At 70.7% G+C, this 15865-nt stretch carries 14 protein-coding genes, 1 tRNA gene and 3 pseudogenes; 7 read left to right on the top strand and 11 right to left on the bottom strand.

Annotation, left to right across the window (positions count from 1 at the left end):
* The 3 genes and pseudogenes from BLS56_RS28435 to BLS56_RS31030 form a co-directional block, all read right to left on the bottom strand.
* The coding region (locus tag BLS56_RS28435; RefSeq protein WP_139191045.1) for a serine hydrolase at window positions 1–653 on the bottom strand (653 nt) is incomplete at its 3' end.
* A 347-nt stretch (window positions 654–1000) separates the two neighbouring features.
* Window positions 1001–1108, bottom strand: coding sequence for a TetR family transcriptional regulator (locus tag BLS56_RS31035; RefSeq protein ID WP_139191044.1), 108 nt, complete (start codon window positions 1106–1108; stop codon window positions 1001–1003).
* 36 nt (window positions 1109–1144) lie between these two features.
* Window positions 1145–1249, bottom strand: a pseudogene (locus tag BLS56_RS31030) (FAD-linked oxidase C-terminal domain-containing protein); the annotation flags it as partial.
* Window positions 1250–1285: 36 nt separating this feature from the next.
* Here BLS56_RS31030 and BLS56_RS31850 point away from each other — a divergent pair.
* Window positions 1286–1516, top strand: coding sequence for a hypothetical protein (locus tag BLS56_RS31850; protein WP_175483087.1), 231 nt, complete (start codon window positions 1286–1288; stop codon window positions 1514–1516).
* Window positions 1517–1981: 465 nt separating this feature from the next.
* Here BLS56_RS31850 and BLS56_RS28425 read toward each other — a convergent pair whose 3' ends face one another.
* The 5 genes and pseudogenes from BLS56_RS28425 to BLS56_RS28405 all read right to left on the bottom strand — a co-directional run bounded on the left by BLS56_RS28425 (window position 1982) and on the right by BLS56_RS28405 (window position 7642).
* Window positions 1982–3346, bottom strand: coding sequence for a glucose-6-phosphate dehydrogenase (locus BLS56_RS28425; RefSeq protein WP_091457126.1), 1365 nt, complete (start codon window positions 3344–3346; stop codon window positions 1982–1984).
* A complete protein-coding gene (locus BLS56_RS28420; protein WP_228772009.1) occupies window positions 3343–5208 on the bottom strand; it encodes a glycoside hydrolase family 15 protein in 1866 nt (621 codons plus the stop codon). The genes BLS56_RS28425 and BLS56_RS28420 overlap by 4 nt, the downstream gene beginning before the upstream one ends.
* A 14-nt stretch (window positions 5209–5222) precedes the next feature.
* A complete protein-coding gene (gene nhaA, locus BLS56_RS28415) occupies window positions 5223–6458 on the bottom strand; it encodes a Na+/H+ antiporter NhaA (protein ID WP_228772008.1) in 1236 nt (411 codons plus the stop codon).
* 204 nt (window positions 6459–6662) lie between these two features.
* A pseudogene (locus tag BLS56_RS33165) lies at window positions 6663–6935 on the bottom strand (magnesium transporter); the annotation flags it as partial.
* A gap of 482 nt (window positions 6936–7417) precedes the next feature.
* Window positions 7418–7642 carry a hypothetical protein gene (locus BLS56_RS28405; protein ID WP_091457124.1) on the bottom strand — a complete coding sequence of 75 codons (225 nt, stop codon included), beginning with the start codon at window positions 7640–7642 and terminating at the stop codon, window positions 7418–7420.
* Between the two features lie 301 nt (window positions 7643–7943).
* Between BLS56_RS28405 and BLS56_RS32640 the strand changes: the two are divergent.
* Together BLS56_RS32640 and BLS56_RS28395 are read left to right on the top strand one after the other, a co-directional pair.
* Window positions 7944–8132 (top strand): annotated as a pseudogene (locus tag BLS56_RS32640) (IS30 family transposase); the annotation flags it as partial.
* A 547-nt stretch (window positions 8133–8679) separates the two neighbouring features.
* Window positions 8680–9510 (top strand): transposase family protein, encoded by an 831-nt coding sequence (locus BLS56_RS28395; protein WP_091457122.1) that lies wholly within the window; start codon window positions 8680–8682, stop codon window positions 9508–9510.
* A 227-nt stretch (window positions 9511–9737) separates the two neighbouring features.
* Here the strand turns inward: BLS56_RS28395 and BLS56_RS28390 are convergent.
* Window positions 9738–9810, bottom strand: a tRNA-Ala gene (locus tag BLS56_RS28390).
* A 125-nt stretch (window positions 9811–9935) separates the two neighbouring features.
* On the opposite strand from BLS56_RS28390, the gene BLS56_RS28385 reads away from it, so the two are divergent.
* Entirely contained in the window at window positions 9936–11267 is a 1332-nt protein-coding gene (locus BLS56_RS28385) for a phenylacetate--CoA ligase family protein (protein ID WP_228772005.1), read from the top strand.
* A 233-nt stretch (window positions 11268–11500) separates the two neighbouring features.
* Here BLS56_RS28385 and BLS56_RS28380 read toward each other — a convergent pair whose 3' ends face one another.
* The gene (locus tag BLS56_RS28380; RefSeq protein ID WP_091457120.1) at window positions 11501–12319 is read right to left on the bottom strand and encodes a DsbA family protein; all 819 of its coding nucleotides are present in this window, start codon (window positions 12317–12319) and stop codon (window positions 11501–11503) included.
* Between the two features lie 17 nt (window positions 12320–12336).
* Window positions 12337–12792 (bottom strand): MauE/DoxX family redox-associated membrane protein, encoded by a 456-nt coding sequence (locus BLS56_RS28375; protein WP_175483096.1) that lies wholly within the window; start codon window positions 12790–12792, stop codon window positions 12337–12339.
* A 66-nt stretch (window positions 12793–12858) separates the two neighbouring features.
* Here BLS56_RS28375 and hrpB point away from each other — a divergent pair, with 66 nt between their 5' ends.
* From hrpB to BLS56_RS32940, 3 genes are read left to right on the top strand one after another with little or no spacing between them, the layout of a single operon-like run.
* Window positions 12859–15285 (top strand): ATP-dependent helicase HrpB, encoded by a 2427-nt coding sequence (gene hrpB, locus BLS56_RS28370; protein WP_091457115.1) that lies wholly within the window; start codon window positions 12859–12861, stop codon window positions 15283–15285.
* The gene (locus tag BLS56_RS32945) at window positions 15282–15536 is read left to right on the top strand and encodes a hypothetical protein (RefSeq protein ID WP_324187544.1); all 255 of its coding nucleotides are present in this window, start codon (window positions 15282–15284) and stop codon (window positions 15534–15536) included. The genes hrpB and BLS56_RS32945 overlap by 4 nt, the downstream gene beginning before the upstream one ends.
* Window positions 15533–15760: a DUF2127 domain-containing protein gene (locus tag BLS56_RS32940; RefSeq protein WP_324187543.1), complete on the top strand. Its 228-nt coding sequence runs from the start codon at window positions 15533–15535 to the stop codon at window positions 15758–15760. The genes BLS56_RS32945 and BLS56_RS32940 overlap by 4 nt, the downstream gene beginning before the upstream one ends.
* Window positions 15761–15865: the final 105 nt, after the last annotated feature.

The following is a 15865-nucleotide window of genomic DNA, read 5'->3' as shown; positions in this document are numbered from 1 at the left end:
CGCATCCCGAGCACGTCGAACAGATAGCGCTGCGCGAACTGCTGGACGTCGGTGACGCCGGGGAACGCGGCGGGTTCGCGCTGGATCGCCCGGTTCATCACCGTGATCAGCCGGTTGATCTCCCGCCAGCCGAGCGCGTCGTAGCTCCAGCCGCCCTTCTGATCGGTCGCCAGGTTCGACTTGGTCGACGTCATCGCCAGCACGTGCGCCAGCGTGGCCCGCGGGTCGATCGGTCCGGCCTCCCACGAGGACAACCATTCCCGAACCGGGTCGGTGTCCTCCAGGGTGCTGCTGCGCTGGGCGATCATGCCGAACAGGGTCGCGGCGAACGTCTTGGTCACCGACGCGACGTGATAGGTCGATGTCGTGTCGGCGGGCCGGTTGACCCAGCACAGCTTCCCGTGCCGGACGATGGTGAACGGGATGCCCGGCAGCGCCGCATTGGCCTGGTCCAGCAGCACCGGGTCCAGCCCACACCGCGCCGCGACCTGGTCACGAGGCACCTGCGCCCAAGGCCCGGCCCCAGGATCATCCGCGGCGACACCGGCACTCGCCGGACCAGGCGCGGGCGCGGCGGCACCGGCCAGCGGCACAAGCACCGCCGCGCTGAGCGCCACCGCCACCGGCCCAAGCCACCTGAGATTTCTCCGCACCGTCTGACTCCTCGCAAGCGTGAATCGAAATTCGATTGATGAACAAGCCTGCCTGAATGCGACGTCACACACAATGGACTCAACCACAACACTTCCGGAGAAACGTTGTGACGGAACACAATCCCGCCGACCGTCACACCGCAAAACATTGTGAAAATTCCGCCACACACAAAAACCGAGGAAACGACTCATGTCGCTCAACTGGCAGGGAACCAGTCTCGCGACCCGCGGCGGGCCGCACCCACACCGAAGACATGCCCGGGCGACCTGATCACCGTCACCGCCCCGCCGACCGAGGACACATCCCGGTTCATTCCGGACTTCACCGCCCCGGCCACGGTTGGCTGCTACTGGGCCACCGCACCGGCCGCGACGCCGATGTCGGTCATGGAGGCACCGGCGTAGCCGCGGTCGCCGAACTCGATCGTGGCGATGTCGAGGATCTGGCCGTTCACGTCGCTCGCGCGGCACGCCCTTGGTTCCCGCCCGGCTCATCGGGCACCGGCCAGAGGGTCGATCAGGACGCCGGGGTTGAGGATGCCCGCCGGATCGAGCGCGGCCTTCGCGGCCCGCGGCGCCGCCGCGAACGGTTCGGGCCGCTGCCGGTCGTACCCCGGGGGTGGAGGTTGTCGTTGGCCGTTCGGGCTCGTGCGTGGCGGGTGGCCGGTGGTGCGCTGGTCGGTGGTGGTGTGGTGTGGGCGGTGTTGTGGTTGGGCGTGCCGGTCTTCCTCACCGACGAGAAGCACGTGGTCCGCCCGGTTCTGGAGGCGTTGAGTTGGATCGCCGGGATCGGTGGCCCGCTGGTGGCGGCCGCGGCGTTGGCGGTGGCGTCACGCCAGGCTTCGGCCAACACCGGTGCTTAGGGGCCGGTCCCGCCCACCGCGTCATCGCAGACGGCCACTGGTGCCGTGTCGCTCCCCTCCGCACCCGACAGCGCACCCGTTCCGACCGCGCCCCTCACCGCCGCGCAGTGATCGACAGCACCCCACCACGACCACGCACGCCATCCACCACCACAAAACCCACGACCACCAACCGGTCCCGAACACGCCCGAAACCCCGTGCTCCGGATTTGCTCCACTCACGCAGCTCCTGTCCACTTGGAATTGAAGAAAAAAATCGCCCACCAAGCCTGCTTTCGCAGGTCAGCGGGCGATCCTCGCAACATTTTCACTTGTGGAGCTGAGGGGACTCGAACCCGAGGGCCGCTTCAATCTGATCTGAAGACGTGGTGCCCTGTGCGCGGTTGAGGTGTTTGGGCGGCTCGTTCATCGGAACGCCTATTGAGGGCGGCCTTGACTTGGGTGGGTGAGCTGGATCGAGTGGCCTCACGTCTTCGCGCTGGGCCCGGATGAGCCCGCCGGGTATTCCAGCAGCGGCGGCGTTTCCGTCGACCAGGTCGCCAGTACCGGGTCGACGATCCGCCATGCCTCCTCGGCTTCGGCGCCGCCGACGGACAGGGTGGTGTCGCCGTCGAGGACGTCGAGCAGCAGCCGGGCGTAGGCGGGGAGTTCCTGAGCGGCCAGGTCGGTGCCGAGGCATGCCGGTTCGAGGTCGAACGGGTCGCCCGCGCCGTTGAGGTTCAGCGACAGCTCGACGCGGTCGGGGTCGAGGACCATCCTGAGCACGTTGGGTTCGGGTTCGTGCCCCTGGCCGAAGACCAGGTGCGGCACGTCCCGGAAGCGGATGGCGATCTCGGATCGCGCGGCGCCCAGCGCCTTGCCGGAGCGGAGGCGGAACGGCACGCCCGCCCAGCGCCAGTTGTCGATCCAGCACGTCATGGCGGCGAAGGTCTCGGTGCCGCGGTCGGGGTCGACTCCGCGTTCTGCTGTGTAGTCCACAACGTCGCGGTTCCCGGCGCGGCCTGCGGTGTAGCGGGCGCGCACGGTGTCGCGGGCCGTCTGGGCGGCGGTGGGCGTGCGCACGGCGCGGAGCACGTCGGCCTTGCGTTCACGCAGGTCGCGCGCTCCGAGGGTGTGCGGTGGCTCCATCGCGACCAGGCACAGCAGTTGCAGCAGGTGGTTCTGCAGCATGTCGCGCAGCGCGCCTGCGGTGTCGTAGTAGCTCGCCCGCCCCTCCAGCGCGAGCGTCTCGTCCCAGGTGATGTCGATCGACTCGATGTGCCGCGCGTTCCACACGGGTTCGAAGATCCGGTTGGCGAAGCGCAGGCCGAGGATGTTCTGGACGGTCTGCTTGGCCAGGAAGTGGTCGACGCGGAAGATGTGGTCCTCGTCGGTCACCTCGGCCAGCAACCGGTTCAGCCTGCGGGCGCCTTCCAGGTCGGTGCCGAACGGCTTCTCCACGACCACCAGGGCGTCGCGCGGCAGCCCCGCCTCGGCGAGGGCGCGCACGGTCGGCTCGAACAGCGCGGGCGGCAGGGCGAGATAGACCCGCAGGGGGGTGGTACCGCGCAGCGCGGACGCCACGGCGGAGGGATCGGTGACGTCGGCGACGACGTAGTCAAGGCGGTCGAGGACGGTGTCGCGGGTGTCGGGAGGCACGTCACCCGCGTGTTGGTCCAGCTGTTCGCCCGCGTGCGCCCGGAAGGAGTCACGGTCGAGATCCTCTCTGCCCGCGCCGCGCACGCGCAGCTCGGGTGGGAGGTTGCCCGATGCCGCCAGGCTGGCCAGGGCGGGCAGCAGGTAGCGGCCTGCCAGGTCGCCCACCGCGCCGAAGATCAGCAGCGTGGTCATCCCGTGCTTCCTCGCGGGCCGTGTTCACGGCTGTTGAGTCTGCGGGTGAGGTTGATGCCGGAGGAGATGACGCCGATGTGGCTGAACGCCTGCGGGTAGTTGCCGAGGAAGGCGCCGCTGGCGGGATCGATCTCCTCCGGCAGCAGGCCCAGGTTCCCGGCACGCGCGCAGAGCGAGTCGTAGAGCTCCAGCGCCCGGTCGAGTTCACCTTGGGCGGCGAGGTTGTCCACCAGCCAGAAGCTGCACAGCAGGAACGCGCCCTCGTGACCGGCCAGTCCGTCGGACGATCTCTCGGGCAGGTAGCGGTAGAGCAGGCCGTCACCGGCGTCGAGGTGGTCGGCGACGGCGCGGGTGGTGGCGATCATGCGGGGGTGGTCGGCGGGCAGGACGCGGCGCAGGGGGAGTGTCAACAGGCTGGCGTCGAGGCCGCCGCCGCCGAGTTGCTCGGTTAGCGAGCCCAGCTCGTCGTCCCAGGTCTCGGTCAGGATCAGGTGCCGCAATGCCGCTGCCTCGGCCGCCCAGCCGTCCGCGTCGCCGGGCAGGTCTTGCTTGCGGGCAATGCGGGCGGCGCGGTCGAGGGCGACCTGGCACAGGGCCACCGAGTAGGTGAACGGGCGTCCTGGGCTGCGCACCTCCCAGATGCCGTGGTCGGGCTCGCGGGCCTTGGCCCGTGCGGTGTCGGCGAGCGCCGCGAGCCGCTTCCACAGGTGGGGGTCCAGCTCACCACCCGCGCCTGCCCACTGGTAGGCGCAGTCCAAGATCTCGCCGTAGACGTCGTTCTGGGTCTGCTCGGCGGCAGCGTTGCCCCACCGGACCGGTGTGGAGCGCCGGTAGCCTGCCAGCTCGGTGTCGATCCACTCGGTGGGTGGCTGTTCGCCGTCGATGGTGTACATCACGCGTGCCACCCCGTCGCGCTCCACCGCGTCGAGCACCCAGCTGAGGAACTGACCGGCCTCGTGGGGCAGGCCGATGCGGCGCAGCGCGTACACGGTGAAGGCCGCGTCCCTGACCCAGGTGAAGCGGTAGTCCCAGTTGCGCTCGCCGCCGATCTCCTCAGGCAGGCTGGAGGTGGGCGCGGCGACGATCGCACCGTTGGGCAGGTGGTCGAGCAGCTTGAGGGTCAACGCCGACCGGCGCACCAGTGCGCGCTGCGGACCGTCGTAGTGGATCAGGTCGGCCCAGCGCCGCCACACCTCGGCGGTGTCCCGCAGCATCCCGCCGCGACCCCGGCGCTCCTGCCGCGCCGAGCCGGGTGCCCAGCGCAGCACCACGTCGACCTGCAGGCCCGCGTCCAGCTCGACCACCTCGCCGGGGGCCAGGTGCTGGTCGACGGACAGGTGCAGTTCGACGTCGTCGCGGCCGTGGGGGCACAGGCGCCAGCCGCCACCCGAGCGGCTGACCCGCGCGCCGCCCCGCAACTCGACCCAGGGGCGCAGCGACACCCGCCCGGACAGCACCCGGACGCGGCGCAGCAGCTCGCCACGACCGGGTGAGGTCTCATCCTCCAGCCTGGCGTGCGGGTGTAGCAGGAACGCGTCGGTGATCGCGGCCACACCCGTGGCGGTGCGCACGGTGGTCACCACCACCCCGGTGTCGGTCAGGTACGACTGGTCCGCCTCGACCACCTCCTGCGCCAGCAGGCTGATGACGCCGCCTCGTTCGGGGTCCAGCAGCCCGCAGACCAGCGGCGCGGAGTCGAACCGGGGCACGCAGAGCCAGCTGATCGCCCCGCCACGCCCCACGAGGGCGCAGCCGTGGCCGTCGCCGATCAGGGCGTGGTCGGCGATCGGCAGGTAGCCGTCCTGGCGCCGCAGCGGTCGCAGGTCCATGCCCGCCCGCACGATCTCGTCGAACTCATCCACCGCCGTCTTCCTCCTTACTCCGCGGTTCGGGCCGGTCCGGGTGCGGCGGTGGCGCTCCGCCTCGTGAGGCCGATCAGCAGGCCGCTGCCGAGGGCGGCGGCCACGGCGCTGGCGGCGAAGATGCCCACCTTGGCATGGGTGCTCAGCACCGGGTCGGTGTAGGCGAGGTCGGCGATGAACAGCGAGACGGTGAACCCGATCCCGGCCAGCGCCGCCACGCCCCAGACCAGGCGCATCGGCATCCCCGTTGGCAAGGTGCCGATGCGCAGGCGCAGCGCCAGCCACGTCACGCCGCCGATGCCCACGACCTTGCCGACGAGCAGGCCGACCAGGACCCCCCAGGCCACCTGGCTGCCCACCGCGTCGCCCAGGGCCCCGCCCCGCAGGTCCACCCCGGCGTTGGCCAGGGCGAACAGGGGCACAACGGTGAAGGCGGTGATCGGGTGCAGGTTGTGCTGGAGGGAGTCGAGGACACCGCGGCCGTCCACCGGTCGGGCCGGAGTCATCAGGCCAAGCACCACGCCCGCGATGGTGGCGTGCACACCGGAGTGCAGCGTCGCATACCAGATGAACAGCCCCACCGGTACGTACGCCGCGACCGAGGCGACACCCGCCCAACGCATCACCGCGACCACGACCAGAGCACCCGCCGCCGCGAGCAACCACCCCCCGTCCAGCGCGTCGGTGTAGACCACCGCGATGATCCCCACCGCGATGATGTCGTCCACGATCGCCACGGACAGCAAGAACAGCTTCACCCCGGCCGGGATGCGCGATCCCAGCACCGCCAGCACGCCCACCGCGAACGCGATGTCGGTGGCCAGCGGGATGCCCCATCCCCGCCCCTCCGGCCCACCGCCGACCACCAGCAGGAACAGCAACGCCGGGAGCAGCACACCGCCCAGGGCGGCCAGCGCGGGCAGCGCCGCCGCGCGCCGGTCGCGCAGCTCCCCCACCACCAGCTCGCGCTTGATCTCCAAGCCGACGACGAAGAAGAACAATGCCATCAAGCCGTCGTTGACCCAATGCCGCAGGTCCTCGGTCACTGCCACGGGGCCTGCCCCCACGGTCAACCGGAAGTTCCACAAGCCCTCGTAACCCGCCGCCGCAGGGCTGTTGGCCCACACGAGCGCCGCCACCGTGGCCATCAGCAGCACGACACCGCCCGCGGCCTCGTCGTGGACGAACCGCCGCAACGGGTCCACCACGCGCTGCGCCAGACCGGAACCGGCTTCGCGGTCGTCGGCCAAGATCCCTCCCCGCTGATTGACCTCTTTCGAGGACGTCCACACCCGGACGCGTTCGACGATCTCGTGAAGGGGTAGCCGTGAGTTCAAGTCTCAACCGCGTCGAACACCACATATCCCCACTGGAGTGGACTCGCCTCCAGGTTCACCGCATCTCGCCCAATGCTCGGCGACGCAGCGGCCACCTGCTCGCTCGATCCGTCCCTGCACCGAGAGCACGGCGCTGGCGATGAGGAATTGGATGATCAGCCCGGTGGCGTCGACGAGGGTGGTGACCAGGGGTGCGGAGATGACGGCGCGGTCGATGCTGACGCGTTCGGCCAGCAGCGGCATGGTGACGTGATCGTGGCGGCCCACGAACAGATCATCACCAGGGACAGGGCGACGGTGACGGCGACCCGGGAAGTCGACCAGGAGGGTGCCGACGACGAGACCGACCGCGGCGAGCATGGCGCCGAGGAGCAGACCGACGCGACTTTCGCCGTCACCACGACGGCGCCGATCAGCAACCTGACCAAGTCGTCCGCCACCACCTCCTCCGTGGCGCGGCCCGCTGCCGTGGCTGCGTCCGTCGACCCCGCCATCGATCGGCCCGCGCACGTCGCGCCTGCCCGGCGAACCTGGTGACACCCACCATCGAGGAGATCCGAAGCTGCCGTCTTGGCGAGGTCCTGGTCGCCATGTCGACGTACTGACCTCCGTGCCCCTGTCGCCGCGGCTGCGAAACGGCGAAGCGTCGCTTGGTCACGGAGCGGCTGATCCCGCGGCATCGGCGGGGCGACGACTCGGCAGCCGCAGTGGGATGTCCACGGTGACCTCAAGGTCACTCGCTGGCTCAGTCCCGACAAGGACCGGTTACAGGCAGGCAGCGATGCAGTTGCCGCATGCCCAGCTGTGCGGGGAAGCCGACGGGGCGCGAGCCTCCAGGTCCGCGCCCCGTCGAATCAGCGACCCGCGCGACGCTACTTGGCGGCCTGGTCCAGGTCCACCAGGGCCGCGGCGAGCTTGAAGTACTTGCTCGTCCCCAGGTCCCGCACCGTCTTGATGTTGAATGCCGCGGCCAGTTTCTCCGCGTCACCCTCGCTGACCCCGGCCAACGCCGCGACCGGCGCGTCGAGGACCTCGGCCACGGTCAGCCCCTCGTACGCCTTGTCCAACTGCTTGGCCAAGTCCACGGAAACAGCCACTGGTGACTTCCCCTCACGTCTAGTAGTCGATCATGACTTTGTCACCCTATCGGGCCGAAGTCCGTATCGCCGCCTATGACCGGATCGGCGCGCACGACCACCGGGATGGAGCACCGAACCTCGCGGGGCACCGACCCGACGGCAAGACACGGCACCTCAAGCGTTCACGGTCGACGGGCTCAGCACGACCGCCTGTACGAGCAGGTTTGACACCGATGGCGTCGGCTCTGAGCCCCGCACGCCTGCACGGATGGCCACCGATCGGCAGGCTGTTCCGGACCGTGTCGGCCAGACCGCCCCGGGCCGGGGCGAGTTGCGGACGTTGTTGTACAGGGCGTTGCGGTCGGGGCGGGCGAAGCGGGTCTCACCTGCGAGAAGGATCCCGGCGCATGATCGGATCGCGGGGATGGTCTCGATCAGCGAACGCCCGAAGGAGGCCGAGGACCGGGCGGTGCCCGGGTTCTGGGAGGGCGACCTGGTGCGCCACGAGGCGCTGTGTGTTTTCGAGCGGAGGTGAAAGACCTGCGCCGTTGTGCTGTCGCAGCAGCATAGCGAAGCTGGGGGCAGCCTGATCCGGGGATCGCCGGGGAGGGTGGAAAGCGGCCCCGACAACGCCGGGACGGGCCAGCACTGCCGAATGGTTCGGGTCCGGCAAGCGAGACGGGAAGGTGTACGAGAGGAACCGGTGTTGTCACATCCCTCAAGTCTCCCGCCGGCTCCAATTCGGTGGATATGGGCTGGATCGCGGTGCGCACCCGGTCACGTGTTTGTGGTGGTCGGGGAACTCCTGGGCTGGTTTAGGTCGCCGGTTCGGGAGGTCACGGTGAAAGTCTGCGGCGTAGCCGTGACGATGCCACAGGAATATAGCCGGGCGCCTCACCCGACAATCGAAACACAGTGAGGTGATCTCACCAAGATGGTCGCAGGTGTGTGGTGTGCGGGGTGCGTCGTTGGTGTCGGGAGCCGGTGAGACGTGGGCGGGGAGCTCCTGATAGGACTGGATTTGCGAAGATCAAGTCCGACCTCAGGGGCTCCCCGTGATTGCCTATCGTGCCATGCTCGATGTCTCCCGTGAACTCGCCTGGCGGGTGTCCCGGCTGCTGGAGGCTGAACGCCGTCGCCGTGGCACCCGCAAGAACAGCAGGGCGTTGACCTGCTTCCGCCAAGCGGTGCTCGGTTTGCGGTGGTTCCGCCAAGACGCCGATGTCACCGCGCTGGGTCGCGATCACGGCGTCTCCCGGGCCACCGCGTACCGCTATGTCGACGAGGTCATCGATGTGCTCGCCGACCTGGCACCGGACCTGCACAATGCCCTGGAGAAGGCCAAAGCCGACGGGTCGGCGTACGTGATCCTCGACGGGAAGATCTTCTCCACGGACCGGTGTGGCGAGAAAACCACGAGTGTCAAAGGGAAACAGATCGACCTCTGGTACTCCGGGAAAGCCCACGAACACGGTGGCAACGTCCAAGCGCTCTCCGGGCCGGACGGTTTCCCGCTGTGGGCGGCCGATGTCGAACCCGGCTCCACCCACGACCTGACCGCGGCCCGTGAGCACGTGCTCGGCGCCCTGTACCGGGCATCCTCCCACCTCGACCTCCCCACCTTGGCCCACGGCGGCTACGACGGCGCCGGGATCGGCGTGCACACCCCGATCAAACAACCCGCAGACGACCAGATCCTCCACGTGGGCAATCGCACCTACAACGCACTCCTACGCGGCTTGCGCCGCATCGGCGAACGCGGATTCGCCATCCTCACCGGCCGCTGGCGCACCCTGCACCACATCACCGCCAGCCCCGGCAAAATCGGCAACATCACCAAAGCCGCACTCGTCCTCACCCACCTCGAACACGGCCGCCTGAAGTAAAAGTTGGTGAGATCACCTCAGTGCCCCCACACCCGTTAATGGAAGGGGCACCACGAACACCGAGATCCATCCGGCCGGACCGATCAAGCCGGAGAATCCTGCTCCAGAACTGCTCCACAGGGTCACCGCAACACGATCACCAGACGATGCCTCAAGATCCGCCGAGAACAGCAAGAAACCCGCCTGACCAGCGAGATTCGCTTGATCAGACGGGCTCTCAATTCAAGTGGAGCTGAGGGGACTCGAACCCCTGACCCTCACACTGCCAGTGTGATGCGCTACCAGCTGCGCCACAGCCCCGGGTCGGACACTTTCGGGGGAAGCCCCCGTCGTGCTGCGCATACGTTACATCACGGGGCCGAGAGGGCAAAAACCGGGGGGTCGGCTCTTCCCAGACGGGCGGCGGGGGTGTTAGACCGGCAGGTGTGACCGCAGGGGACGACGGTGTTCCGATGGTGGACGCCCGCGCCGAGGGCATGGCGCCGGAGCGGCGGCGTGACCTGCAGCGACAGCGGCTGCGGGGGCTGGTCGACCGGTTGTTGCGGGCTGGGGGGTTGCAGGCCGCGCGGTTGCGGGACTGCGGGGTGCGGGCGGGGTCCGACGTGGACTTGGACGATCTGGGGCGGCTGCCGACGGTCGGTAAGCGGGATCTGTGGGATCACTACCCGCACGGGTTGCGGGCGGTGGGGGCGGAGGACGTGGTGTGCGTCCACGGGTCGTCGGGGACGGGTGGGCGGCCTACGTTGGTGCCGTACACGGCGGGCGACCTGGAGGTCTGGGCCGAGGTGATGGCTCGCGCGCTGGGTGGGGCGGGGGCGACCCGGCGCAGCGTGGTGCACAACGCGTACGGGTACGGGCTGTTCACCGGTGGGGTGGGGGTCCATCACGGGGCGGTCCGGCTGGGGGCGGCGGTGGTGCCGGTCTCGGGTGGGATGACCGTGCGGCAGGTTCGGCTGATTCAGGACCTGCGGCCGGACGTGCTCGCCTGCACGCCCTCTTACGCGATCCACTTGGGTGAGGCGATGGCCGCGGCGGGGGTGGGGCCGACGAGCCTGCGGGTGGGGTTGCACGGGGCGGAGCCGTGGACGCACGGGATGCGGGGGCAGATCGAGCGGCTGCTGGGGATTCGGGCGCTGGACTTGTACGGGCTTTCGGAGATCATCGGGCCGGGGGTGGCGTGCGAGTCGCTGGACTCGGAGGGGCTGTTGAACGTCGCCGAGGACCACTTCTACCCGGAGTGCGTGGACGCCGACGGGAGCCCGGTGCCGGACGGGTCGCCCGGGGAGTTGGTGTTCACGACGTTGACGAAGACGGGGATGCCGTTGCTGCGCTACCGGTCGGGGGACGTGGCCACACTGACCGGACCGGCGCCGGGTTCGCCCCGGACGTTGCGGCGCATGTCGAAGGTGCTGGGCCGCACGGACGACATGCTGGTGATCCGCGGCGTGAACGTGTTCCCTACCGAGGTCGAGTCAGTACTGCTTGCCGACGACCGGGTAAGCCCGCATTACCTGGTGGTCGAGGACCGCAGAGTGGCGGCACGGGCAGAGCTACTCGTGGCGGTCGAGCCGATGTCCGACGGCATCGACACCGACACCCTCCGGGCCGATCTGGTCCTGGCCCTGCGGGAACGCCTGGGCCTCGGGTGTGACGTGCGGGTGCTCATGCCGGGCAGTGTGCCCAGGACCGAGGTGGGCAAGGCCCGCCGCCTGGTCCGCTGGTCCGAGGGAGACCCGCCACTGCCCGGGTTGACCTAAGCCCAGGCAGGCCGCCACGCCCGACCGGCCCCGACTGCCCGCCCCATTGTTTTGTCCGGTTGAACGCTCCGACCACAATCCCACCTACAGACGGACCCCACCCTCCCGGGTGGCAGCCCCGCTCCAGTCTATCGGCCCTGGGCACGGAAAGAAGAGGGCCGCGAAAGCTGTGGACAGCCAAGGTGTATGTGGATAACCGGTTCGACAAGGACGGCGAACAAGAGTAGGGACTGTCAGCCCTGGGGCGCGGCGATCAGGTTGTCGAGCCACTTCGGGTCGGAGATGTCGAGAGCCGTGCCGTTCGCGGCGATGGTGGGGGTGCCGAAAGCTTTGCGGCCGTCGCCGAGGTCTTGCAACAGGTAGTCCGTGGTGCTGGCCTTCTGGTACGCCTCGGTGATCAGCTGGTCGTACTTGCCCGTCCGCACCCCGTCGGCGAAGGCCGGGGAGGTCGCGCCGACGGCGCGGCCGAGGTCGACGAGTTGGTCCTTGGTCCAGCCGCGCGCGCCTTCTTCCGGCTGTTCGGCGAAGAGGCTCTTGTGGAAGGCGAGGAACTTGCCTTCGTCTGCGGCGAGCAGCGCCGCGTTGGCCGAGTCGGTGGAGTAGCCCTCGGGGTCCGACCTGGTGGCGAGCATGTTGACCAGGTGGTAGCGGACCTTGACCGTCCCGGCTTCCAGCTGCTGGTCGAGCTGCGGGCCGTAGCGGTCCTCGAAGGAGGCGCACACCGGGCACAGGAAGTCCTCGTAGACGTCGACCGTGACCTTCGCGGTGTCCTTGCCGACCACGACCGCCGCGTCCTCCCGCACGACGGGCACGGCGAGGCTGACCTGGTGGACGGGGATGGTCTGGCCGACCGTCGCGTTCTTCTTGTTGTTGGTGTAGACCACGCCGCCGATGACGGCGCCCGCGATGACCAGGACCACCAGCACGCCGATGATGATCTTGTTCCGGTCGGTCTTCGCGCCCCGCGCGGCGGCCACCGCGTTCCTGGCCGCGGGTGTGGCGCCGGTCTGGCCCTGCCGCCGCTTGCGCGCGTTGCGTTCCGCTCCACCCACTGTCTGCCCTGGCCTTCCTAACTCGTCCCGGTAAACCGGGAGTCCACCGAGAACCGGGTGCGCGGCCGCACGGCCAGCCACACCGCCATGGCGAGGAACCCGATGTCCCTGGCCAGCTCCTGCGGATACCGCGTGTCCCCCGCCGCGACCTGCCCGCCGCCGCCGAAGCAGCCGCAGTCGATGCTCAGCCCGCGCGCCCACGACTGGGCGACCGCGCCGATGAAGGCGAGCAGCACCAGGCCGGACAGCACCGCGGTGAGCCGGGTCCCGAGTCCGACGAGCAGCAGCAGCCCGAGCGCGAGTTCGAGGAACGGCATGGCCGCGGCGACCACGCTTACCAGCGCGCCGGGCAGCAGGTCGTAGGCCTGCACGGCGATGAACGTCTGGTTCGGGTCGCTCACCTTGATCCAGCCCGAGACCAGCCACACCGCGGCCAGTCCGAGTCTGAGCAGCGTGCCGACCCAGTCCAGCACGGCCCCCTTCGTCACGCTTTCCGACGCTACCCGCGCACGCTGAGGGCAAGCTGAGAGGCTGGCCTCATGCGACTGCCCGACCGACTTCCGGATCTTCCGGTCCGCGCCGCCCTCGGTGAGATCGCCAGGACCGTGGCCGAGCACGGCGCCGCGGTCCTGGTCGCGCCGCCGGGAACCGGCAAGACGACGCTGGTGCCGCTGGCGCTGGCCGAGTCCGGGAAGGTCGTGGTCGCGGAACCGCGCAGGCTGGCCGCGCGCGCGGCGGCGGCGCGGATGGCGGCGCTGCTGGGCGAGCCGGTCGGGCGCACGGTCGGCTACGCGGTGCGCGGCGACCGGAAGACCTCGAAGGACACCCGCGTCGAGGTGGTCACCTCGGGCCTGCTGGTGCGGCGGCTGCAGAACGACCCTGAGCTGTCCGGTGTGGACACGGTGCTGCTCGACGAGTGCCACGAGCGCCACTTGGACGCCGACCTGCTGCTGGCCCTGCTCCTCGACGCCCGCGACGGGCTGCGCCCGGACCTGCGGCTGCTCGCGACCAGCGCAACGGTCGCCGAGGGCAGGCTGGCCGAGTTGCTGGGCGGCGCGCCGGTGGTTCGCGTAGAAGCGCGGGCTTACCCGGTCGATCACCGTTATGTGCCACCGCTGCGCGGGGAGCGGATCGAGGGTCGCGTGGCGCGCGCCGTCCGCATGGCGCTGTCGGAAGTGGACGGTGACGTGTTGGTGTTCCTGCCGGGCGCGGCCGAGATCCGCCGGGTCGCGAGCGCGCTGCACGGTCTTGGCGTCGACGTGCTCCCGCTGCACGGCAGGCTCGCCGCCGCCGAGCAGGACGCCGCGCTGGCGCCGGGGCCGCGCAGGCGGGTGGTGCTGTCCACGGCGGTCGCCGAGTCGAGCCTGACCGTGCCGGGAGTGCGGGTCGTGGTCGACTCTGGCCAGTCGCGGGTGCCGAGGGTGGACCACCGGCGCGGGATGTCCGGGCTGGCCACGGTGCGGGTGTCTGCGGCGGTGGCCGAGCAGCGGGCGGGCCGCGCGGGCCGGGAGGCGCCGGGCCGGGTCTACCGGTGCTGGCCGGAGCACGAGCACGGCACGCTCCCCCGCTACCCGGAGCCGGAGATCCGCACCGCCGACCTGACCCGGCTCGCCCTGGAGCTGGCCTGCTGGGGCACCCCGGACGGCGGCGGGCTGCGCTGGTGGGACGCCCCGCCCGCCGGTCCGCTTACCGCGGGCCGGTCAACGCTGACGGCACTGGGCGCGCTCGACGGAGACAGCGTTACCGAGCGCGGGAAAGCGATGGCCCGCCTGGGCCTGCACCCTCGGCTCGCGCGCGCCCTGCTGGACGGCGCGGCCGAAGTCGGACCGGACAACGCCGCCGAGGTCGTCGCGGTCCTCGACGACGACGGCCTGGCCGCGAGCACGGACCTCGACGCGAGCCTGCGCGCCCTGCGCGACGGCTCCCCGTCGACCGCTCGCTGGCGGCGCGAGGTCCGCAGGCTGGCGGCGATGGTCGACGGCCCGCGCGGCAGGCCCGCCGACGCGGCCCTGGTCACCGCGCTCGCCCACCCCGAACGGCTTGCCCGCCGCCGCTCGGGTGACGCGCCGGTTTACCTGATGGCAGGCGGCACGGCCGTCGAGCTACCGCCCGGCAGCGGCCTGGGCGACCCGCAGTGGCTGGCCGTCGCGGTGGCCGACCGGCCGCCGGGAGCCGCGCACGGCCGGGTCCGCCTCGCCGCGCGCGCCGACGAGGACCTGGCGACGGCCGCCGCGCCCGCGCTGGTCTCGACCGCCGACGAGGTGGCCTGGGTCGACGGCGACGTCGTGGCGCGGCGGGTCCGGCGGCTGGGCGCGATCGTGCTGCGGGAGAAGCCGCTGGCCGAGCCGCCCGGCGCTGCGGTGCGGGCGGCGGTGCTCGACGGCCTGCGGCGCGGCGGGCTGGGCCTGGTCGGTTTCTCCGACGCGGCCCGGTCGCTGCGGCTGCGGCTGGCGCTGCTGCGCCGCGTGCTGGGCGACCCCTGGCCCGCGGTGGACGACGAGGCGCTGCTGGCGCGGGCCGAGTCCTGGATCGGCGCCGCCCGCGGTCGCGCCGACCTGCGCAGCCTGGACATGGCCTCGGCCCTGCGCGCCCTGCTCCCCTGGCCCGCGGCGGCCCGCCTGGACGAGCTGGTCCCGGAGCGCGTCGAGGTGCCGTCCGGCTCGAAGGTGCGCCTGGACTACTCGGGGGACACGCCCGCGCTGCCGGTGAAGGTGCAAGAGGTCTTCGGTTGGACGGCGAGCCCCACGGTCGTCGACGGGCGGGTGCCGGTGGTGCTGCACCTGCTCTCCCCCGCGGGCAGGCCGGTGGCCTTCACCGCGGACCTGGCGTCGTTCTGGGCGACCGGCTACCCCCAGGTCCGCGGCGAGTTGCGTGGCCGCTACCCGAAGCACCGCTGGCCTGAGGACCCGCTGACCGCGCCGCCGACCCGGCACAGCATCCAGCGCCACCGCAGGCAGGACCGGTGACGAAACCGCTGTTCCGCCTGACCATGCTGGTCAAAGGCGCCGACGGCGCGCCGCAGGTGCTCGGCGCCGCGGTCCTGGGCGTCGTCCCGCCGCCGGTGGTCACCGGCGTCGCCGACGCCGTGATCACCCGGGACCTGGCCTGCGACCACAACGGCACCCTCGCCCTCCACCTGTCCCGCGCCGCCAGGACTTCGCCGACGGCGGCACGCGGACCTTCGCCATCGCCTACCTGCTGCTGCACGGCTTGGTGAAGCTCGCCTTGGTGAAGCTCGCCTTGGTCGCCGCCCTGCTCCGCAAGATCACAGCGGCCTACCCCGTCGCCGCCGCCGTGCTGACCGCTTTCGCCGCCAACGAGGTCTACCGCGCGATCCGAACCGACTCCATCGCGCTGCCGTTCTTCGCCGCCATCGACCTGGCGATCATCGCCGTCGTCCTCCGCGAATACCGCGCGCTCCGAACCACCCACCCGGCCTAGCCCCCGCGGCCCCCGCCCGCACGCGCCAAACCTCTCGCCACCGCGCCCGAAAACCCCCACCCAACAAGCCCCGCCCACCCTGGGGGCCGAGCCCTGATCCATTTT

Source organism: Actinokineospora iranica, from assembly GCF_900101685.1.
Classification (GTDB): Bacteria; Actinomycetota; Actinomycetes; order Mycobacteriales; family Pseudonocardiaceae; genus Actinokineospora; species Actinokineospora iranica.
Note: the sequence above shows the minus strand (reverse complement) of the source record. Positions and strands in the feature narration are given on the sequence as shown.